Below are 20,839 nucleotides of genomic sequence, written 5' to 3' on the forward strand. Positions count from 1 at the left end.
ACCTCACGATGAAGATTCTTTTACTATGCTGGCGCGATTCCACCCACCCACAAGGCGGTGGTTCGGAGCGCTACTTGGAGCGCGTGGGCGAGTACTTAGCATCCCAAGGCCACGAGGTGGTCTTTCGCACCTCCAAGCACATGAATGCCGCCCACCGCGAGGTGCGCGACGGCGTGCGCTATAGCCGCGGAGGCGCCAAATTCGGCGTATATCCGCGTGCCTGGGCGGCGATGCTGGCCGGCCGCCTGGGGGTGGGAGACCTGCGCGGGGTGGATGCGGTAATCGATACCCAAAACGGCATCCCCTTCTTCGCTCGCCTGGTGTCCGGGGCGCCGACGGTGCTGCTTACTCACCATTGCCACCGCGAGCAATGGCCGGTAGCGGGCCCTCTCCTCGGGCGGCTCGGTTGGTTCCTCGAGTCCCGAGTGGCCCCGCGCGTCTACCGCGGCGCACCTTATGTGACCGTGTCTGAGGCCTCTCGTGAGGATTTAGAGGCGCTGGGCATTAAGGGCGCGCACATCATCGCCAATGGCCTGGACCCCGTTCCGGACCACGTTCCTTCCCTGGAACGAGAGGCCGAGGTGCACCTAGTCACGCTCTCGCGCCTAGTGCCGCATAAGCAGATCGAGCATGCCATGGATACAGTGGCGCAGACCCCGGGCGCGGTCCTGGACGTCATCGGCTCCGGCTGGTGGGAGGCTAACCTGCGTTCCTATGCCGAGGAGCATGGGGTAAGCGATCGCGTGCGCTTCCGCGGCCAGGTGACCGAGGACTATAAGCACGCTTTGCTGGCCCGTGCCGATGCCTTGCTGATGCCCTCGCGTAAAGAGGGGTGGGGTCTGGCAGTAATGGAGGCGGCCCAACATGGAGTTCCCACTGTAGGTTATACGTTTGGCCTGCGTGACAGCGTTATCAACGGCAAGACCGGCATCCTGGTAGAGCGCGAAGAGGACTTCGTGGCGGCCACTAAGCAGCTGCTTGCCGACGCCCCCCTTCGCCGCACCCTTGGCTCCAACGCGCGGGATTTTGCCGCTAGCTTTTCGTGGGAGAAGACCGGCGAGCAGTTCGCGGAATTGCTGCAAGGGCTAGTAGCGGACACGCCATCCACAGCGCAGTAAGCGCCCACGGAACCTGCGGCCGCGGCGCGCCCGTTTCCACGGCTATGGCACCGTCCACCACGACTACACCGACGCCGAGCTCGGCCAGTCGGTCCACATCGTGCTCTTTCCACGCGCGCAGCGCCGCCCGGTATCGCGGCGAGGCTTGGTCCACCACGGTCCCGTCTACGCTTAATTCCCCCGATTCCACCATGGCCACCGCCTTGGAGTAGGGGTCGACAGCCACGCCGCCGGGAACTTCCACGAGGTTGGCGCGTTCTGGGAAGAAGGCCACGCGGCCGTCAATCGCGCGCACCAACTGCTCGTCTATCCCCGTATCCCGCGGCGCGAGCACCGCGAGTCGTCCCGGAACAGGCAGCAGCTGCACGATTGCAGCCACGGTTGCCAGTGCTGCCGGCAGATTCGGCAGCGCCCCTAGCGAGGCCACATAGAGCGGCAACGCCAGCATGGTCAGTTTTCCGCTATCGCGCAGCAGCGCCGCCCCCGGTACGTGATCGATGAACCACACCAGAGCACCGGGAACCAGCCAGAAGAATATCGCCCCGCCGAGACCAATCGCTGCGAGGATGCTCAACCGCGCGGGAACCCGCCACGCCCCGAGTACGGCGATGACCGCCACGATGACGCCGCACACGGCGAACCCGATGGCCGCCTCCGCATTCCAGATGCCGCCGAGCCGCAGCAGCGCGCCCGCAGTGCCGACGTAGTCTTCTGCCCGCGGGCCAAACGCGGCCACCGCCGCTGCGGTATCGCCGGGCGCGGCGGGATGGAACATGCCCGGAACGGCCCACGGCAAACACAAGACCACGCCGCCGAGCGCTACCCGCTTGCGGCAGGTCACCGCCGCGGTCACCACGGCAAAGAGACCACCCGTAGGGGTAAGCGAAGCTCCCCACATAGCCAGCCACCCCACCCAGCTGTGCCTTCTTCCTGCCCACGCGATGACCGGCAGCAGCCACGCAGCCACCGCAAGCGACCACTGGCCCTGCAGGAGACGCTCGATGACGAAGGGATTGGCCACCGCCACCGCCATCGCGCTCACCGCGGCGACTGTAGAGCGTGCCCAGCGCGCCGCGGTGAGCGCGGAGGACGCGGCGGCAGCAAAAATGAGCACCCGTGCCGCCCACGCGCCGCCCACGAGAGCAAGGAAACCATCTTGCGGTGCATTGCGGGCGGGCAGACTGCCGTCACCAAAGGCAGAAGGGGAAAGCGCCGGATGGTCAAGCAACGCCATATCGCGCCACAAGAACTCGCCGGGCAAGGCAAAGGGCCAGCACACCGCGGCCACAAGGAGGGCGCCCCAGCTAAGAAGTAAAAGACGCTTAGCCTTCACGGTGTCGGCGCATGTACATATAGGCGGCACAGAGCAATAGACCAACGCCGATGGCCTTGCCGGCCCAGCCGACCACCATCAAGGCGCGAATGGTGCGAATGACCGGGCGCACCTCATCAAGGCGCTCCGCGCGGGTCTCATCGGACCAGCGCAGATCGGCGGCAAAGATGGAGCGGTCCTCCGTATCGCCATTCGCCACCATGGTGCCGGCCTGCTTTTCGTCCGCCGCGAAGAAGATCTTGATGTTCTCCCGCAGGTCCACCATGGTGCCGGTGGTAGGTTCGACGGAGATATCGCGGCCGATGGTGTAGAAGGGCTCCACCGTGACCCGGTCAGTGGCATCCAGGCCGAGGAGCTCGCGCGATTCGGCGTCGTAGAACCGCTTCGCTGGCCCGGAGATACGGAAATCCTCGGCCGCTAGTTGCTTATCGCCGGTGCCGGTATCGACCTCGGTGGTAATGCTTTTGCGCATATCAGCCAAGGAAATGGGCTGGATATCGTGGTGGAAAGAATAGGTAGGGATACCATCGAGCTTTTCCGTCGTGGTGAAGTCCACCGCCGTGGAGGATTGCGTCGCTAGATCGAAAAACGGATAGGAGCGCTGCTCGGTACCGGAGGGAAAGAAGTAGTTGATTCCATCGCGCTCGAAGTCGGTGCGGGCCATGCCGGTATCCAGCGCCGGTAGGACAAATCTCCATTTATCCTTTGGCGCGGCAACCGGGTAGGTGGACTCGCGGTTCAACACGGAATGCTCCGTGATTTGGGCAAGGGGAGTATCGCCGGCGAGCAGGCGAGAGAGCGAATCGGAGTTAGCGAGCGCATCGTCTTCTGCTACCTCAGAGGTGGTGGTATTGCGCTCGATAGTAAGCAGGTCGTGGTGCAGGTAGCACCACATGGGCGCCTGCTTTTCTTGGCATTGCGGGTCTTTGCTATCGCCAATGGCTTTGGCCCCGGCGATGAACTCGGGCGCTTCCATCCACACACCGGCCGATGGGGCGGTGACTGTGTTGATGTTTTGGTCGAAGGCCAGCGGCCGGGTCTGGTTGTTATACAGCGGCGGCACCACGGTGCCCAGCACCAAGAAAATGACGGCGGCAATGACAACCCACGCCAGTGGCGAGCGTGGCCAAAGGTAGCGTTTCATTGCAGTAATATGTCCAATCAGTTTCAGGTCGATCCGGGGTTAGGAGCAAGCGTGCAGCCGCAGGCATCTGTGAAAAGCGTACCCCAGCATCTGCCGGAGCTAGACGGTCTACGCGCGGTCGCCTCCCTTGGAATCATTGTCACCCACGTGTCTTTTCAGACCGGAACCGGGTGGGGGTTTGCTGGGCGCTTCGATTTTTTCGTTGCCGTTTTCTTTGCACTCAGCGCCTTCTTGCTGTGGCGCCGCCGTGGCTTGCACACCTTATCCGGCTACGCGCGCTCGCGCGTGGCGCGACTTTTGCCGGCCTATTATGCCTGCGTGGTGGCGGTGATGCTCCTGCTTCCCGACGCCCACTCGCTCACCCTCACCCAGCTGCTGAGCAACCTCACCTCCACCCAGATTTATGTGGTGGACGGGCTAGCGCCGGGGCTTACCCACCTGTGGTCGCTATGCGTGGAGTTCTTCTTCTACCTTGCCCTGCCTTTGTTGGTGTGGCTTCTTGGGGCACTGCCGCGGCGCTGGCGGGTAGTGGCCATTGTGCTGGGCGCCGTGATTAGTTGGGCTTGGGGCTTCGTTCCCTTTGTGGCCGATTACACCAAGGATCAGGTCAATTCCCAGATTTGGCCGCCGGCGTATGCTTCGTGGTTTGCCGTGGGAATGCTAGCTGCCGAATACGAAGAAGCCGGCATCAGCCGGCGCGTCCAGAGGGTGCTGCGGCCGCGCTGGGCGTGGTGGCTCGCGGCGGCAGTGGTGTTGTGGACTGCCAGCCGCGAGTGGTTCGGGCCGCAGGGACTTATCCATCCAGAACCGGGTGAATTTTCCCGCCGAATCATTGCCGGAGCTGCCTTTGCCGCAGTCGTGGTGGTTCCGGTAGCGCTTGCCCCACGGGATAAGTCCTGGCTGACCAGCCCGCTTATGCAGGCACTGGGCGCGTGGTCTTATTCCATCTTCTTGTGGCATGTGGCCATCTTGGGGCTAGCTTTTCCCCTTACCGGGGTGCCGCTGTTTAGCGGGAAACCCCTGGACTTTTGGGTCATTTTAGCCGTGACGGTGGTGGGCACCGTGGTGGTCTCGGCCGCGAGCTATACGCTCATCGAGCGTCCCGGCCGGGATCTTCTCCTCGGTCGGAGGCGAAAAGACAAGCCACGCCCGCGGCACACAAGCAGCTAAGCAGGAGCGAATCGCCCGCATAGGATCCCGATGTCCACGGCGCGCGGGCAAGGATGGCCCCGGCCGCAGCCACGACACCGGACGCGAGGTAGGCGCGCGGGATGGTAGTCCAACGCACCACCAACCAAGCGGCAACGGTCGCCACCGCGGCCGGCCAGCCGGTCAGGGCCAGCGCGCCGAGTGCGACCACGGCCGAGGCAGCGCCGCCACGCGGCGCGCGCCAAGTAGGGTGGGACGGGCGCCGCGTGGCCGCCAGGATGCACAGGCCGAGGGCAAGTAACCCCAGCGCACCGCCGAAGAGGAGGGTGGCGCGGTAAACCGGTTGGGCGCTAAAGGTCATACGGAAGTCACCGGAGCGGCCGGCCGGAATGACAAAAGCTTGGGTGGCTGCATCGATCTCGCGCGGGGTGAGCTCTTCATTGCCCAAATAGCCGCGCAGGCCCTTATTGAAGGCGCGACCGGTGACCAAGAGGCGATCCTCATCAGCGGCTGCAATCGAGTACCCGGTGGGCTCGGAAGAGCCTGCTGGTTGCCAGCCCTCCTCGCGCAGGCTCACCCACGGCCCCGTGGTGCGCACGCGGTGCGTGCCAGGGCTCAGGGTGAGGGAGTCGCCGGGGGAGTAGCGGTGGGCGTCGATAAGCACAGGCTTGGTGGAATCTACCTTTACCCGCATGGGGCGCGGTGCCGTGAAATCGCGGATGAGCACGCCGGTATCCTGCAGCATTTGCTGGAAGAAGAATTGGTGCACGTCAGGGGAGGTATCCGGGACGGTCACCACGCGCTCGACCGGCTGGCCTTCTACCTCTAACTCCGCGATGCCGGTGCGGTGGGAGAGCTCTACGCGGATGGCCTCGGTATCGCCGCCGGGAACGCGGACTTCCTGCGAGCGGAAGGGCTGTAAATCCACTTCTACGGCCGCGCTGCCGGAGCGCACGGTTACCGTGGTGGCGCTGGTGGCCATGAGCTTGAGTCGCGGCTGGGTGAAAGAACCGCGCAGTTCAATCCACCCGGCATCATCGCCCGGCGCGGGCCACCAGGCGGTGGAGTTCTCCCCGTCCACAGCGGCCGTGGCGGACTTTTTCGGCTGGGCGCCGCCAAAGGCCGTGGCATCGGCAGCCGAGGAGGAGACCGCCACGGAACCGCCGTGGGTTTCCACCTGGGTGAGCGGTCCAGCGGAGGGATAGTCGCGCAGACGGTTATTCACGTGGCTGGGATCGTCCGCGGCCAGGGGCGCGGAGATAGGGCCATCGAGGGTGCCGTAGTTGCGGTCCGTGAGCGCTGGGGTATCGGTGACGATATCGGCGTCGCGATCGACGAGCTGGCGGGTGGTGGGGGTGGAGTGGGCATCGAGAAGCGCCAAGGCTTCCCCACCGCCGGCCACGCGCACTGGATCTGTAGGTCCTAAGGACATGCCGGCGTGGTTGAGCAGGATGACATCGACGTCGCCGAAGCGATGGACCTCGCCGCCAAACTTGCTGGCCAGCGCCTCGTCCTCGCCGGTGAAGAGATCGTGGCGCACCATGACCGCGCCGATGCCCAGGCGCTGCAGGGAGCGCACGCCGGTAGCCGGATCTTCCTTGAGTGCGGCCATGACGCCGTCGAGCCCGCGGATGGCCTCTGGCGGCACGAGCGGAATGGCATCGCGCACGGCCCAAGGGACATCGAGCAGCGGCTGGGCCGGCTCGTCGCGCGTCCACCCCCAGGTCTGCCGGGCGAAGGACGCCTCTGGGTAGATAAGGGTGCGGGTATCGGCGGCATGGGTATTGATAAAGTCCGTGGCCTCGTGCCAATAGGAGGGCACCTCTTTATAGGCACCCAGCGGCAGCAAGCGCTGTGACCATGCCGGGGAGACCACCGCGATGCACAACAGCAGCGTCAGTGCACCCACCGTCTGCCTCTTGGTGGGGCGCAAACTCCTCGGTAGTGGAAGATGGGCGCAGGCGCGCGCCACGCCTAACAGCAGCGGGATGCGCACCAGCGGATCGAATTTATGCAGGTTGCGCAGCGCGGCCAGCGGTCCATCGAGCGCATCGAGGTACCACGCCATCTGGCAGCCCAGCACCGCGATGCCCACCACCAGCATGACGGACCACACGCGCGGCAGCTTGCTAAGACCGTAGATGCCCACGGCCGCGATGCCCATGGTGACCAGCACAAAGAAGGACTCGGTGGCTAGCTCATAGCCGGCAACGCGCTCGGTATCGACAAACGGCGTCCAGCTCGTGGTGCCGCGCAGAATCTCTGGCAAGTTGAGCCAGCGCGTGGTCACGCGCGCGGATTCGATGAATTCCGTAAACGGCGGGGCATAGCGGCCTAGCACGACGAGCGGGCCGATCCACCAGGCCGATACCGCCAGGCACCCCAGGAGCCAGGCCGCGCCGGGCTTGAATGCGCGGCGGTAGAGCAGGATTACTGCGGCCGGGATACACGCCGCGATGGTCGCGGTGGCATTGACCGCACCCATCAGCGCTACGGGGATGGTGGCCGCGGCGGCATCGCGCCAGGTGAGCTTGGCGTTGAGGAAGGGCAGGATAACCCAGGGAGCGAGCATGACCGGCCAGGTCTCAGAAGAAATGGCGGTCAGGGTAGAAAGTGCGCGAGGCGAGAGCGCGTAGAGCATCGCCGCAACCCAGACCCACCAGCCACGCAGGCCCACCTTGCAGGCGAGCTTATGGAAGCCGATGAAGCCGACGCTCAAGACCAGCAACCACCACAGGCGCTGGGCCACCCAATCGGGCAGTGGCTGGGTTAAAACGAAGAAAGGTCCCTGGGGAAAGAGATAGCCATAGGCCTGATTCTGCAGCTGCCCCAGGGTAAAGGTATCCGTATAGGCGCTAAGCGCCCCGCGGAGAAAGTGCAGCGGATTGGCTGCCAGATCATGCTTGGTATCGGCGGCCGTTAACCCCCACGGCTGCACGAGAAGGATGAGCGCTAGGGCAAAAATCCCCAGCGGGTAGGGGCGGGCAAGCCGCCCGCGGAGGGTACGCACACCTAGTTGCGGGATCCGTACTCAGGGCCGCCCAAAACCGCATCGGAAGCAGAAACCGCATTGCCTTCTGGCACGGTATCGGTGCCGGAGAATTGTGCGATGCCGATGATGGTGATGACGCCGAGCGCGATGCCCACAACAGCGCTACCGATGGCAGGGCCAAGGGTGCGCTTGTTCAAAGAATCGGTTTCCAGAGCCATGGCTAAAGATATTAGCAGCTATTTAGAAGTATTCGGCCTCATCATCGTCCGCGTCATCTTCGTTTTCCTGTGGCACGATGAAGACGGGAAGGCCGGCATTGCGCACAATCTGGTCGGCGGTGGAGTTGGTCCACCACGCGCGGAACCCGGTCAGGGCGCGGGTGCCGGTGACGATGACGTCCACGTCTAGCTCGTGTGCTGCATCAATGATGGCGGAGGAAATAGTGGTGGCGGATTCCACCAAGTGGGCGCGGCCGGCTAGGCCCAGGCTTTCGGCCAGCTCGATGCCCTGGCGGCAAATCTTTAGTGCCTCTTCATAGGCCGGATCCTCTTCGACGCCGTCCGGGGAGACGGTGGACTGGTGCATTCCGGTGCGGCTGACGGCGCGGGCGGTCTGCCGGGCTACCGGCTCCCAGGCGGTGAGGATTTCTACCGTGGTGGGCCGCAGCAGCTGGGACGCGTACTCGAGGGCGCGGCCGGCTCGTTCGGTGCCATCGTAGGCAATTAGCATTGTCTCGCCGTTACTCATGTCACTAGTCTACCCACCGCTTGCGACAGAACGCGAGGAATATTGCACACTAGAAGGCATGAAAACTCCGCGCATCCTTGCCAGCCTCGCCTTCGTGACGGCCTTGGGAGCCTGCTCTACCTCCATCCAGGAGGACAATGAGAGCCAAAACTCCACCACCCCGGCTGCGTCGAGCTCACCTGCCGCAACGCAGGAAACGCACGAAGAGACCTCGCAGGAGGCCGCCCCGCAGCAGGACATCCGCGCCATGGCTGCGTCCGTGCTGATGCCGCCGGTCATCAACTACGACGACGCTAAGGCCAAGCTGGAGGCCGGTGTGGGCGGAATCTTTATCCCCAGCTGGGCGGATCCAAACCTGCTGCAGGAAGAGGGCCGCGATATTAATGCCCTGCGCCAAGAGGTAGGCCGCGACTTTGAGGTCTCCATCGATTTTGAGGGCGGGCGCGTGCAGCGGTTTTCCGACGTCCTCGGGGAGTACCCTTCCCCGCAACAGATGGCGGCCGAGCGTTCCCCACAAGAGGTGGAGCAGCTTGCGCACGAGATGGGCACGAGCCTGAAGGCGCATGGCATCAACGTGGACTTTGCACCGGTGCTTGACATCGATGGCAATGGCCTAGAGGTGGTGGGAGATCGATCCTTTTCCACCGATCCGGTCCAAGCAGGCGAGTATGGCGCGGCCTTTGCCCGCGGGCTGGATTCCGCTGGGGTCAAGGCAGTATTCAAGCATTTCCCGGGACACGGCCGTGCTTCTGGCGATACCCACCTGGCCGAGGCCGTTACCCCGCCGCTGGAAGAACTAGAAGGCCACGAGTTCATTCCTTTTAAAACCGCTCTTCCCCAAGCGCCCAATGCCGCGCTCATGATGGGCCACCTCGCCGTGCCCGGCCTGGGCGATGGTCAGACTCCCGCTTCCATCCTGCCGGAAGCCTATGGTCTAGCCCGCGAGACCCTGCAGTACGACGGGCCCATCTATACCGATGACATCGGCGGCATGAAGGCGATTGCGGATTCGCTCCCGCTTGCCGACGCCGTCGTGGCCTCCCTCAATGCCGGTGCCGACATGCCCCTGTGGTCCACCGAAAGCGACATTAATGCGGTGATCGACGCCGTTGTTGGCGCCGTCGACCAAGGCCGCCTGCCACTCGAACGACTTGCGGACGCCGCCCGCCATGTCAGCGCTCCCCCGGCCGGCGCTGCACCCGAGCCCGCACAGGACTAGGAAAAATGCCACTAAAACCGTTAACCTTTAAGGCGTGAAAAAGGCAGAAGGAAAAAACGGTGCTAAAGGCTGGCTCATCGCGCTCGGCGCATTGGTCGGCCTTGTCCTGATCGCGGGCATTGCTTATGCCTGGGATGTCGCGGCCAACCAGGACAAGATTCCGCGCGCCGTTTCCGTCAACGGCGTGGATATTTCCGCCATGGATCGCACCGCCGCCGTGGAGAAGCTCGAAGACGAGCTTGCGGGCGTAGAAACCGAGCCCGTGAGCGTCACCTCCGGCGATCTGCACACCGATCTGGTCCCTTCCGAGTCGGGCCTCGCCCTAGATAATCAGCGCGCCGTGGACAATATTGAGGAGCCTTCCCTCAATCCTTTTACCCGCCTGTATAGCTTCTTCCGCTCCACCCGGGATATTCCGGTAGAGACCAACGTGGATGAGGCCCAGCTGCAACCGGCTCTGGACCGCGTGAAGAAGGATCTCTCCACCGATCCAGTTGATGGCATGTTGGAGCTCAACAATGGTGAGCTCAAGGTCACCGACCCCAAGCTCGGCCAAACCGTGGATGCCGGCTCCCTGCACAATGCGGTTACGGATAATTGGCTCGATTCCGAGGGCGTAAACGTGGACCCAGAAGAAGTAGAGCCGGCCATCAATGATGAAGCCATCGAGGCCATGCGCACCGGCGATGCCGCCAAGGCGCTGGATAATCCCATTACCTTGAAGGCCAAGAATAATGTCAGCGCTACCCTGAATAAGCCGGAAATCTCCCAGTTCACCAGCATTGAAAAGAAGGACGGCAAGCTTAAGCTCGCCGTGGATACCAACCGCGCGCAGGAGCTGCTGGCCGAGCGCTCCGAGGGCGCCGATGTCCCCGGCGTAAATGCCAAGATTTCCTTCAACGGCAACGACAAGCAGATCACCCCGTCCGAAGATGGCGAGATCATCGATTGGGAGCCGACCATGAAGGACTTTGACAAGCGCGTGACCGGCGACGACCGCGAGTGGGATGCTACCTACAAGCCGGACCCAGCAGAGTTCACCACTGACGATGCCAAGAAGGCGACCTTCAACGACACCGTGGGCGAGTTCACCACTGAGGGCTACTCCGCTGCCTCCGGCAAGAATATCGAGCTGGTAGCCCAACAGGTCAACGGCGCCGTGGTCAACCCAGGCGAGACCTTCTCCCTCAACGGCCACACGGGCCCTCGCGGCACGGCACAGGGCTACGTTGAGTCCGGCATCATTATCGATGGCCACTCCGGCTCCGCCGTGGGCGGCGGCATCTCCCAGTTCGCCACCACCTTGTACAACGCTGCCTACTTTGCGGGCATGGAAGACACCGCCCACACCCCGCACTCGTACTACATTTCCCGCTACCCAGCCGGCCGCGAGGCCACCGTGTACGAAGGTGCCATCGACCTGCAGTTCACCAATACCTTCAATACCCCGGTCCGCATTGAGACCGACTTCGGCGGCGGCAAGATTACCGTGCGCTTAAAAGGCACCAAGACTGTCGACGTCGAGTCTGTGAACAACGGCCGCTGGGCCAAGACGGAGCCGCAGCGCAAGTCGGTGAGCGAGGATTGCTCGCCGTCGTCTGGCGCGCCGGGCTTCACCACCTCGGATACCCGCGTGATCAAGGACCTCTCCGGCAAGGAGATCTCCCGGGAGACCACCACCACGGTCTACGACCCGCAGCCCATCGTTACCTGCGGTTAAGCCATGACCCGGCCGATGCACACCGCGGTGAAGGACCCGGCGGACATCGATCAGCTGGCCCAGCACCCGGTTGCCTTCCGCCGCGTCGCCGGCCTGTTTCGCCCGCACCGCGGCACGCTGTTGCTGGTGGTGGCACTCATCATCGCCACCTCCGGGCTGACGGTGGTGCAGCCTTTCCTGGTGCGCCGCACCGTGGATGAGGCCATTCCTGAACACGACACCGCGCTGCTGCTGTGGCTCGTCGGCGGCATGCTGGCCATCACCGTGGTCTCCCAGGCCATCGGCGTTATCCAGTCCTTTCTGTCGGCGCGGGTGGGGCACACCATCATGCACGAGCTGCGCACGCAGGTCTTTGCCAACCTGCAGCGCCAGTCGCTGCAGTTCTTTACCAATAACCGCGGCGGTGAGATTCAGTCGCGCCTGACCAATGACATCGCGGCGATGCGCGGCATGGTGACCACAACCGCGACATCCGTGGCCAGCAACCTCACCATGACTGTGGCTACGTTGGTGGCGATGGTGGCGCTTTCGCCTACCCTCTCGCTTTTGTCCCTGGTGGTACTGCCGCCTGCAGTGTGGCTGACCCGCCGCGCCGCCGTTCTGCGCCGCAGCCTCATGGAGAAAAACAGCCGCGCGCAGGCGACGCTTCAGCAGACCATTTCGGAGAACCTGTCCGTGTCCGGCATGCGCCTGGCGGCCACGCTGGGTGCGCAGGAGCGCGTCTATGACGGCTTTGAGAAAACCTCCCGCTCCCTCATCCGTTTGGAGCTGGAATCGCAGTTGGCCGGGCGCTGGCGCATGGCGCTGACGCAAATCATCTTCGGCTTGATGCCGGCCCTGATTTACCTGGCGGCCGGCTTGCGCCCGGGCATTACGATTGGCACGCTCATCGCCTTTTCCACCCTGCAGACCCAGATCTTCCGTCCCATTACCGGCCTGCTCAACGTGGGCGCGCAGTGGGTGGCGTCGATGGCGCTGTTTAGCCGCATCTTCGAGTACCTGGACCTGGAGCCCGAACTCACCGAGGCCACCCAGCCCGCCCAGCTTGCCGACGCCTCCCTCACCCTCCAGCACGTCTCCTACCGCTACCCCGGCACCGACACCGACGCGCTTTCCGACGTCTCCCTTTCCATCCCCGCCCACACCACCACCGCGCTAGTGGGGCATACCGGGTCCGGCAAGTCCACGGTGGCCGCACTTTTTGCGCGCCTTGCCGATCCGACCGAAGGCACCGTGCACCTGGGCGGGGTCGACCTGCGCGATATTCCACCTGAGCAGCGCGCGGAGGTCATTGGCGTGGTCTCCCAGGAGACCTACCTGATTCACGGCACGGTGCGGGAGAACCTCCTCTTCGCGCAGCCGAATGCGAGTGAGGAACAGATGTGGGCGGCGCTTAACGCCGCGCGCGTGGACGAGGTCATCGCCGCGCTGCCGGAAGGTCTGGACACAGTGGTGGGCTCGCGCGGCTACCGCTTCTCCGGCGGTGAGCAGCAGCGCCTTTCGCTTGCCCGCACGTTGCTGCGCCAACCACGGGTGCTCATCTTGGATGAGGCCACCTCCGCCCTCGACAACGAGACGGAGCGCGCCATCCAGGAGGCAGTGCTTGGCGCGGATGCTACCCGCTTGGTCATCGCCCACCGCCTGTCCACTATCCGCGATGCCGACCAGATCATCGTCCCCGACGCTGGCCGCGTGGTCGAGCGCGGCACCCACGCCGAGCTGCTTGCGTGCGGCGGTGCCTATGCGGCGCTTCTTCGTGCTGTCGACGAGGCTCAGAGTACGTAGAGAGCTCTTGTCAGGAATCTTAACGCTATTAACTCTTTGGTACGTGGGCTGTTGAAGGCTGAGAATCTAAATGAGTTCAGGGTACCTTGAGCGCTCTTGGTGACGCTTCCTTTTATGGGTCATCAAAGGGGATGTTCTACCTGGTGGTATTGGCAGCATATATGGTTCGTTTCGTCGTCGTTGGAAGGTGCTCTCTGGGAAGCTACTCTCCTGCGTGAAGCTTGCATTCTATGTAACGGGTGTAAAATCGAGCAGGCTTACCCCCTTAAAGGGGCAATGTGTTCAGTTTCACACAAAACTAGATGACGTCACGAAAGCATTAGTTGAACTGCAGAAGGAGTCTTCACGTTTGGGTGGACCGTGCGGATTCTTGAGAAGTTTAGCCGGTTTTGCGGGGGAGGAGCTTTAGTTGGGGACTTTGCCCAACACGCTGGGGTAGAATCTAGTTATGTAATCCACAGGCTATCGTTAGTTAAGGTTGGGGCCTGCGTAGACGTTTCCACCTGAAAACTACTCTCGGCAGGCGAAAGATTCTTAGCAACGAGTCAGGTCATGGTGCGTGAACCGTGGGGAATGGATTGCACACAGCCAATGAGGTGCGGTGCCTCATTTCAGAACTCGTGTAAAGGACCAGTTTCCGTGAACAAGATCTCTCGTACCGCTCGTTCGGCTACTTTCGCTGCCGTCGTTGGCCTCTCTATGGGTATCTCCGCTCCGGGGGCCCTGGCGCAAGACGGTGTTGTCGATGCACAGCCTGCTGCTGAGCAGGGCGCCGTGAACAAGGCAAACATCAATTTCAACAAAAAGGGCTCTATCACCCTCTTCAAGAAGAAGGGTGCTGAGTCTGGTACTGCAGCTACCGGTCAAAAGATGGAAGGCGTTCCGGGCGAACCGCTCGCTGGCGTCACCTACAAGATCACCAAGCTGAATTACGACCTGCAGAATGGTGACTGGTCCAAGTTCCCGAAGGCTGCTGCAGATGTCAAGGACGGAGATAAGACCGATACCACCTTCGAGAAAACCACCGCCGGCGAGGGTGAGGCGAAGTTCTCTGATCTGCCTTTGGGCATCTACTTGGTAGAGGAAACTAACGCTCCGGACGGCATCGTTGCCGGTGCTCCGTTCATCGTGTCGGTGCCGATGGTTAACGAGGCATCGGATGCCTGGAACTACGACGTCATCGCGTACCCGAAGAACACGGAAACCAAGACCAAGAAGACTGTCAAGGATGCAGATCAGAACATCCAGGACGCGTACACCTACACCATCAACGCGGATGCTCCGACCTGGGGTGCGGGTAAGAGCCTGACCGCCTTCCGCTTCGAGGATCAGCTGGACCAGCGTTTGGACTTCCAGAAGGTCACCGAGGTCAAGGCTGGAGAGACCGCTCTGGGTGCCGGTGACTACGAGGTCAACAATCCGGCTGAGAACGGAAACAAGCTCGTCGTTAAGCTGACCGACCAGGGCCTTGCCAAGGTTAAGTCCGGTGACAAGATGTCTCTGACCTTCGAGGTCAAGCGCAAGGAAGTGGGCGACACCACTGAGCTGAAGAACCAGGCTGACGTCATCTTCAACAACCCGAACACCGGCAACGAGGTCAAGAACAAGACCAATGAGGTCGTGACCTACCACGGCAAGCTGAAGGTTGTGAAGAAGGACGGCAAGGAGGACGGTAAGGTCCTGGAAGGTGCTGAGTTCGAGCTATACCAGTGCACCGCGGCAAATAAGCTGGGCGGTAAGTTGACCGTCAAGGAGCAGGACAAGTGGACCACCGGTGCTGACGGCACCATCACCATCGACGGACTGCACGTCACCGACTTCGCAGATAACGCACAGGTCACCGACATCAAGAAGTTCTGTCTGAAGGAAACCAAGGCTCCAGCGGGCTACGCACTGCCGGAAAACCCTGTTACCGAAATTGAGTTCACCCGCGAGAACATCGCGAAGACTGGTGAGCTCGAGGGTGACGACGCCGTCACCCTTGTTTCTGAAATTGAAAACATCAAGCGCGACACCCCGAACCTGCCGATGACCGGTGGTGCCGGTGTGGGCATCCTGGCTGCTATTGGCGCAGCAATTGTTGCTGCTGGTGCTTGGTTCGCTCGTCGTACCGCGCGCAACTAATAGCCGGGCGTAGTTCCGGTGGCGCAGACTGTCCATGATGGTCTGCGCTGCGGGTCGGGTAATCAAAATATGGTGCTCGACCCAGTGAGGGGACTGGGCTAGGTATAGACTTCAGTCCCCTTCATTCTCTTTCGTTGTAATCCCGGTCGCGCTGCGCTAGCGCGTGGGGCATTGTTTTGGGTGGTGCGGGTCGTTGACTACGGTGGTAGGCCAAAATGCAGGCCGACGGCACAGGCGCCGTGGAGGCCTAGTCCTTCCGGCGGTAATCGTTGTCGTTGGGTTGTTGGTGATGCTGTACCCAGTGGTCTCGACCGCATGGAACAATTGGAACGCCTCAAGAGTGGCGCAGGAATATGCGCGACTGGATAAAGAGACACCGGCGCAGGTGCAGGATTCGGTGTGGGATGCTGCACATGCATACAACGAAGAACATACGTCGGGTCCGATTCTGGATCCGTGGCTGAACCGTATCGGGGTAGACAATCCCGACTATGAGGCTTATCTGAAGCAGTTGGGTGAGAACGAAGCGATGGCCCGCCTCGTGTTCCCGGAGGTAGACGTTGATCTTCCGGTATTTCATGGCACCGCAGATGAGACACTGCAGCGTGGACTGGGACATTTATATGGTTCTGATTTGCCGGTAGGCGGATCAGGAACCCACTCCGTCATTACGGGGCATACGGGTCTGGCAAATTCGACGATGTTTGATCACCTCGACTCTGCCACCGAGGGAGACGTGTTCTACATCCAGGTTGCTGGCCACAAATTGAAGTACGTCGTCGACAGCATTCAAGTGGTTCTGCCGAGTGAGGTTGATGGTCTACGGCCAGTCGCCGATCAGGATTACGTCACGCTGATTACCTGCACCCCGTACGGGATCAACACACATCGCTTGTTGGTACGTGGCCATCAGGTTCCTATGGAGCCGGGGGAGGAGTCGGTATTTGAAGGCTCCCACGGCCCGGGTTGGCAATGGTGGATGTACGCACTGTTGGCTGCGGTGATTGTCATTGGTTGCTGGCTGGTGTGGTGGCTGCGACGGCAGAAGGCGGCCGGAGCGCAAGAAATTATTGGTGAGGAAAGTAGCGTGCGGGAGTAAGGCGATGAAGAGGTTGACAAATACTTGGTCGGCCCGAATGGTTGCCGTCGGAGTAGCGTGTGCAATTGCGTTCGCTGGGCCGGGCATGGTTGCTGCGGGTGCGGTACAGGTTGTCGGGCAACAGACTACTGGTGCGGAACGCACCGTAGATACGGATACGGTGACTGTTCGGCTTACGCAGGGCAATCCCGACGACGATGGGCAGGCACCTTCGGGAAAGATTCAGGGAGTCACGATACATCTGGCCCGGCTCGCCGGCCTAGATCCAAACAACGCTGACGATGTAGCACGCGTGCAAGACGCGGGTCTGGCCGAGGTTCGTGAATGGCGTACCGACGTGCACGTGGACCAGGTCACCGATGCCAATGGAGAAGTGACCTTTGACGGTCTAGCGGATGGCTTCTACGTAGTGACGTCGTCGGCGCCAGATAACTCCTACCGGGAGATCAACACATTTGTGGTAGCGGTTCCATTCCACACTGTGGCGGACAATCCGAAACCAGTGCCAGGAGTAATTGTGGCCAAGACTCACAAACCGGGTGAAACACCAACGCCGCCCACGACGCCGACTACTCCGCCGTCGCATCCGAATACGCCGCAAACAACTCCAAACTATCCACCGACTAAGCCTGGGAATCCGCCACACCAACCCGAGACAACACCGTCGAGTACTCCAGGTGCAGGTAAGACCTCCACTCCGGCAGCTCCGTCGGGGAACAGTGGCTCATTGGCGATGACCGGTGCACAGGTAATCGGTGTAGTAGCCGCAGCGTTGGCATTGATTGCCACTGGTTTCGTGATGATTGCCTTTAGCCGTAGGAAGAATTCAGAAAGCGAGGGACGCTAATGTCCTGGACAGATTCTCATCCGGTCGAGCCGGTTGTGTACCGCTGGCGTGCTCTTGCGGCGTTCATTGCTGCACTGGCTCTCGTTGTTGGTGTTGCTGCACCGGCTGCTCTGCCCGGAATCGTTGGTGCCGTAGCCGAAGCACAAACCACAACCCTGCGCACCAAGCTCGATTCCGCAGACCAACTGAGCCTGACTGTTGGCGACTCCGCAACATTTGAAGGCCACTTTGTTGACGCCGGAACCGTGGAGGAGTTGGAATTCACTGTTGAGACTGCAGGACTGGAGTTCGACGGCTCGGCCTACACACTGACTATCGACGGCGAAGTGATCCCCGTCCGCGAAGGAGACAACCTCGTTGTAAAATCAACCAGTTCTTCAGTGACTTTCCGAATCGCTGGCCTTTCTACTGACGTGCCAGCAGGGGCAGCTTTCTCACTGAAGATCCCAGCGGTCGCAGAGGAATCCGAACTGAGCGGGATGTCCGTCGACGTGCGTGGAGTAGCCGAGGAGACTACCAGCACGTCATCACCTGAATCCAGCGAAGCCTTAGAAGCCCCTTCGGAGGTGACTGAGCCGCTTGATATTGCTGACGTTGACGCGGCCCCAGCCCGTCTGATGGCGGCGCCGAACATTACCCCGTACGCTGCAGGCGACCGCACCATCACGATGGTAAACGATGGATACGTGCTCAAGGGAAGCCGCTATATCCCGAACTTTAAGATTCCGGCCGGTGAGCTTTTTGGCGGCCAGCTGTCCATTCCGCAAGGCACGGTGGTTACCCTCAAATCCAGCGTTAACAGTTATTTATCGACTAACCCTGATGACCTGACGATCTATTACACCGGTGCCAACGGAGGTTGGTATGAGGCGAAGGTGACCTACAAAAGGATTAGCGCCAAGGAATACCAAGTCATCCTGCCGCAGATTACTATTGGTGGCACCGCACAGATTCAGTTTAAGGGTGTTCACCGCGGGCCAGCCGATACAGTGTTTACAGCTTCCTTCACCGTTCCTGCGAAAGAGGAGTGCCAAGATCCGGTTACAAGCAGACAGCCAAAGCGCGATCTCACCCCAGCTGAATTTGCCGACGGTAGCCCTGTCTACGTTGTAACCAGTGAACCTAAGGATCTTCGCCGAGACACTTCCATTCTGAGCCGTCAAGTCAACCAAGGCCGAGACTTTCGCCAGGTGGGAGAGTCCACTCCCTGGGTATACAATGCTCTAGCCTTTGATTCGAGTGATAACTGGCTTTATGCGGTAAGCCAGATTCGCGGTCAAAATGGTGATCCCTGCTACCCTGCAGGAAATCTCCTGCAGATCAATCCGGCAACCGGTGAAGTATATAATCTTGGGCCTATTTTAAAGGCCGGAAGTACCGGTACCCCGTTTGAAACGAGCGGCGACCGGGATCTCCTCAACGCTGGCGTGTACACCAGCGAGGGATTCTTTGTGGGCAACACGTCCACTTCTGGTAGCCGTCACCTTTATAAGGTCGACGTCGACAAAGTCACGGCTCAACGCGTGCTAGGAAGCCAGAAGTCCTACTCGGAGGACTGGGCGGTGCTCCCGCAAGCCCAGAAGTATATGTGGGGTTTCCAGAGTAAGGCTCAGGCAGGCGACAAGCTTATCCTTGAACGCATTGACACACAGACCGGCGACATCAGGACCTGGGATCTCACCGGCATCAAGACCTTGGATGGGCGCACGATCTCGAACCCCTCTGCTTCTTGGGGCAAGGCGTGGACCTACTCCAATGGAAACCTGGGTTTTGGCTCGGGTAGTGCGAATGCGAATCAGCTGGGCTTTGAGCTAAAGATCACCAACCCAGATGATGATAGCCCGAAGTTCGAGCTGGTCAACATAATGAACAACCTGCCTGCTTCATTTAACACGGACGCGGCCTCCGACCTAGTTCCGCCGCCGCCAGCGCTGCAATCAAACATTGCGGTGAAGAAGCAACGCTCCGAGACCAAGGTGGTGGACGGTGAGGTGCGGACTTTTTGGACTATCTCCGTGGAAAACACTACGGACAATGCCAGCTCGGGTGGTACGTTCTGGGAATACCTACCAACGGATACTCACTATGGTGTGAACGCTACCGACCCCACGGCAAAGTTTGAGGGCTTTGGTCCGGGATCTACCGTGGTCAACGGCCGTGGTCCGGGGCCCAATGAGATCAAACCTGAGAGCGGCATTTACGCCGGGATGGACGTGCCGTCAGCCACAAGTGGTGAGGTGGGGTACATGAAGGGTTACGTGGGTACCCTTCCCGGACACGCGAAGGTAGAGTATGTCGTCTCTGCGCCGGTGCGAAAAGATGAGAACGGCAACCTCAAGACGGTGTGTAGTCCCAACAAGGTGGCCTTCCAGGCCACGGACGGGGAGTCGAGCCCGGCTGAAGATGACAACGTTGCTACTGAAGCCTGCTTGAATAAGGTTGCTGTCGACAACACACCGCAACCTGTTCTTGGTGCAGTGAATGAATACACTGCGAAGTACAACGTCGTAGTTGAGGCACCGGACGCACCTGGCTTCGACACCAACGACGTGATCTACGGCAAGCTCACGGACACCCCGAAGTTCGTTGGTGCTGCCACGGTGACTGGAGCCACTGTGGTCTTCAAGGATGAGTTCAACAGGACCAGCCAGCCGCGTGCGTACCAAGGTGCCGGCCCCTTTGAGCTCAACAAGAATGACACTCCGAAGATCATTAAACCCAAGGGTGTTGACGGAAGCACTGGGCAGCACGTCTACGAGGTAACGGTGCGTTTCAAGCTGGACCGTACAAAGCTGGATAGCACCTCCGTACCCGCTGGGTACCCGAGCCAGCCTGCAGGTAACTCCCGCTGCTACACCAAGGGTGGCCTTTATGAGCCTAAATTTGGCCTCATGAATGAGGCAGAAATGGGCGGCTGGAAGGATACTGACTGTATCCCGCTGGAGACCAAGGAAACGATGGACGTCCTGCTCGAAAAGGCGAGCTATAACCCGGACAACCCGGACGAGATCCAAACCGACGGTTTGCTTGGCGGCGCGCAGTTCACCGTCCACCGCAGTGATGCTAACGGCAACCTGAAGCTAAACGCGGATGGCAGCGTCAACGTTGATGCTAACCCCGTGGTGAAGCAGTCCACGACCACCACCACAGGCCGCGTCAAGCTCGAAGGCTTGGACGCCCCTGGCGTGTACTACCTCATCGAGACCAAGGCGCCGAAAGGCTACAACCTGCTGCCCGCGCCGATCAAGTTCTCGACGGAGTGGGATCAGAATGGCAATGCAGTCATCGAGGTGCTCTCAGGAGGGACCGCGATCACCAGTAATAGGTGCGCTGAATCTGACACCTCTGCCAACTGTGTGAAGAAAATCGGCGTCCTTCAGGTCGCTGACATCACCAAGGGTGCACTGCCCAAGACCGGTGGTGAGGGCGTAGGCCTGTGGGCGCTCGCTGGTGGCGCGATTGTCGCGGCAGGGTGCCTCGCTTTGCGACGCCGCTGGGTATAGAACCACCGCTTGCGGCTACTTTTAGAAAAGGCCCGCTCTTCCAGGGAGGGCGGGCCTTA

Annotated in this window: 14 protein-coding genes; 9 read left to right on the top strand and 5 right to left on the bottom strand. The window is 61.2% G+C overall.

From position 1 onward, the window contains the following. Positions 1-8 precede the first annotated feature (8 nt). Positions 9-1,118 (top strand): glycosyltransferase family 4 protein, encoded by a 1,110-nt coding sequence (locus LG376_RS04760; protein WP_198492168.1) that lies wholly within the window; start codon positions 9-11, stop codon positions 1,116-1,118. Here the strand turns inward: LG376_RS04760 and LG376_RS04765 are convergent. Both LG376_RS04765 and LG376_RS04770 read right to left on the bottom strand, forming a co-directional pair. Then, the gene (locus LG376_RS04765) at positions 1,033-2,406 is read right to left on the bottom strand and encodes a hypothetical protein (protein WP_225746318.1); all 1,374 of its coding nucleotides are present in this window, start codon (positions 2,404-2,406) and stop codon (positions 1,033-1,035) included. The genes LG376_RS04760 and LG376_RS04765 overlap by 86 nt on opposite strands. 34 nt (positions 2,407-2,440) lie before the next feature. Next, a complete protein-coding gene (locus LG376_RS04770; protein ID WP_225746319.1) occupies positions 2,441-3,595 on the bottom strand; it encodes a DUF3068 domain-containing protein in 1,155 nt (384 codons plus the stop codon). Positions 3,596-3,604: 9 nt separating this feature from the next. Here LG376_RS04770 and LG376_RS04775 point away from each other — a divergent pair, with 9 nt between their 5' ends. Continuing rightward, positions 3,605-4,765: an acyltransferase gene (locus tag LG376_RS04775; protein ID WP_225746320.1), complete on the top strand. Its 1,161-nt coding sequence runs from the start codon at positions 3,605-3,607 to the stop codon at positions 4,763-4,765. Here the strand turns inward: LG376_RS04775 and LG376_RS04780 are convergent. The 3 genes from LG376_RS04780 to LG376_RS04790 are packed head-to-tail and all read right to left on the bottom strand — an operon-like array spanning position 4,686 to position 8,483. Beyond that, positions 4,686-7,754, bottom strand: coding sequence for an alpha-(1->3)-arabinofuranosyltransferase family protein (locus tag LG376_RS04780; RefSeq protein ID WP_225746321.1), 3,069 nt, complete (start codon positions 7,752-7,754; stop codon positions 4,686-4,688). The two genes, LG376_RS04775 and LG376_RS04780, sit on opposite strands and share 80 nt — an antisense overlap. Before the next feature lie 2 nt (positions 7,755-7,756). Beyond that, positions 7,757-7,954, bottom strand: a complete 198-nt coding sequence (locus tag LG376_RS04785) for a DUF2613 domain-containing protein (protein WP_005325448.1) — start codon at positions 7,952-7,954, stop codon at positions 7,757-7,759. A gap of 22 nt (positions 7,955-7,976) precedes the next feature. Continuing rightward, on the bottom strand, positions 7,977-8,483 hold the full coding sequence (locus LG376_RS04790) for a universal stress protein (protein WP_225746322.1): 507 nt from the start codon (positions 8,481-8,483) through the stop codon (positions 7,977-7,979). A gap of 58 nt (positions 8,484-8,541) precedes the next feature. Between LG376_RS04790 and LG376_RS04795 the strand changes: the two genes are divergently transcribed. From LG376_RS04795 to LG376_RS04825, 7 genes are all read left to right on the top strand, one after another. After that, positions 8,542-9,702 carry a glycoside hydrolase family 3 N-terminal domain-containing protein gene (locus tag LG376_RS04795; RefSeq protein WP_225746323.1) on the top strand — a complete coding sequence of 387 codons (1,161 nt, stop codon included), beginning with the start codon at positions 8,542-8,544 and terminating at the stop codon, positions 9,700-9,702. A gap of 34 nt (positions 9,703-9,736) precedes the next feature. After that, positions 9,737-11,422, top strand: coding sequence for a VanW family protein (locus LG376_RS04800; RefSeq protein ID WP_225746324.1), 1,686 nt, complete (start codon positions 9,737-9,739; stop codon positions 11,420-11,422). Positions 11,423-11,425: 3 nt separating this feature from the next. Next, on the top strand, positions 11,426-13,207 hold the full coding sequence (locus tag LG376_RS04805; RefSeq protein ID WP_225746325.1) for an ABC transporter ATP-binding protein: 1,782 nt from the start codon (positions 11,426-11,428) through the stop codon (positions 13,205-13,207). 639 nt (positions 13,208-13,846) lie between these two features. Continuing rightward, positions 13,847-15,331, top strand: coding sequence for a SpaH/EbpB family LPXTG-anchored major pilin (locus tag LG376_RS04810; RefSeq protein WP_225746326.1), 1,485 nt, complete (start codon positions 13,847-13,849; stop codon positions 15,329-15,331). A gap of 193 nt (positions 15,332-15,524) precedes the next feature. Beyond that, positions 15,525-16,430, top strand: a complete 906-nt coding sequence (locus LG376_RS04815) for a class C sortase (protein ID WP_225746327.1) — start codon at positions 15,525-15,527, stop codon at positions 16,428-16,430. A 4-nt stretch (positions 16,431-16,434) separates the two neighbouring features. Beyond that, on the top strand, positions 16,435-17,277 hold the full coding sequence (locus LG376_RS04820) for a surface anchored protein (protein ID WP_225746328.1): 843 nt from the start codon (positions 16,435-16,437) through the stop codon (positions 17,275-17,277). Beyond that, on the top strand, positions 17,277-20,780 hold the full coding sequence (locus LG376_RS04825) for a SpaA isopeptide-forming pilin-related protein (protein WP_225746329.1): 3,504 nt from the start codon (positions 17,277-17,279) through the stop codon (positions 20,778-20,780). The genes LG376_RS04820 and LG376_RS04825 overlap by 1 nt, the downstream gene beginning before the upstream one ends. Positions 20,781-20,839 lie beyond the last annotated feature (59 nt).

It is taken from the genome of Corynebacterium sp. Marseille-P4611, from assembly GCF_916618765.1.
Taxonomy (GTDB): domain Bacteria; phylum Actinomycetota; class Actinomycetes; order Mycobacteriales; family Mycobacteriaceae; genus Corynebacterium; species Corynebacterium marquesiae.

Coding starts and splice junctions, on each gene's coding strand:
- LG376_RS04770 (WP_225746319.1), bottom strand. CDS start 3,595: ATGAAACGCTACCTTTGGCCACGCTCGCCACTGGCGTGGGTTGTCATT.
- LG376_RS04795 (WP_225746323.1), top strand. CDS start 8,542: ATGAAAACTCCGCGCATCCTTGCCAGCCTCGCCTTCGTGACGGCCTTG.
- LG376_RS04820 (WP_225746328.1), top strand. CDS start 16,435: ATGAAGAGGTTGACAAATACTTGGTCGGCCCGAATGGTTGCCGTCGGA.
- LG376_RS04775 (WP_225746320.1), top strand. CDS start 3,605: ATGTCCAATCAGTTTCAGGTCGATCCGGGGTTAGGAGCAAGCGTGCAG.
- LG376_RS04785 (WP_005325448.1), bottom strand. CDS start 7,954: ATGGCTCTGGAAACCGATTCTTTGAACAAGCGCACCCTTGGCCCTGCC.
- LG376_RS04825 (WP_225746329.1), top strand. CDS start 17,277: ATGTCCTGGACAGATTCTCATCCGGTCGAGCCGGTTGTGTACCGCTGG.
- LG376_RS04805 (WP_225746325.1), top strand. CDS start 11,426: ATGACCCGGCCGATGCACACCGCGGTGAAGGACCCGGCGGACATCGAT.
- LG376_RS04790 (WP_225746322.1), bottom strand. CDS start 8,483: ATGAGTAACGGCGAGACAATGCTAATTGCCTACGATGGCACCGAACGA.
- LG376_RS04760 (WP_198492168.1), top strand. CDS start 9: ATGAAGATTCTTTTACTATGCTGGCGCGATTCCACCCACCCACAAGGC.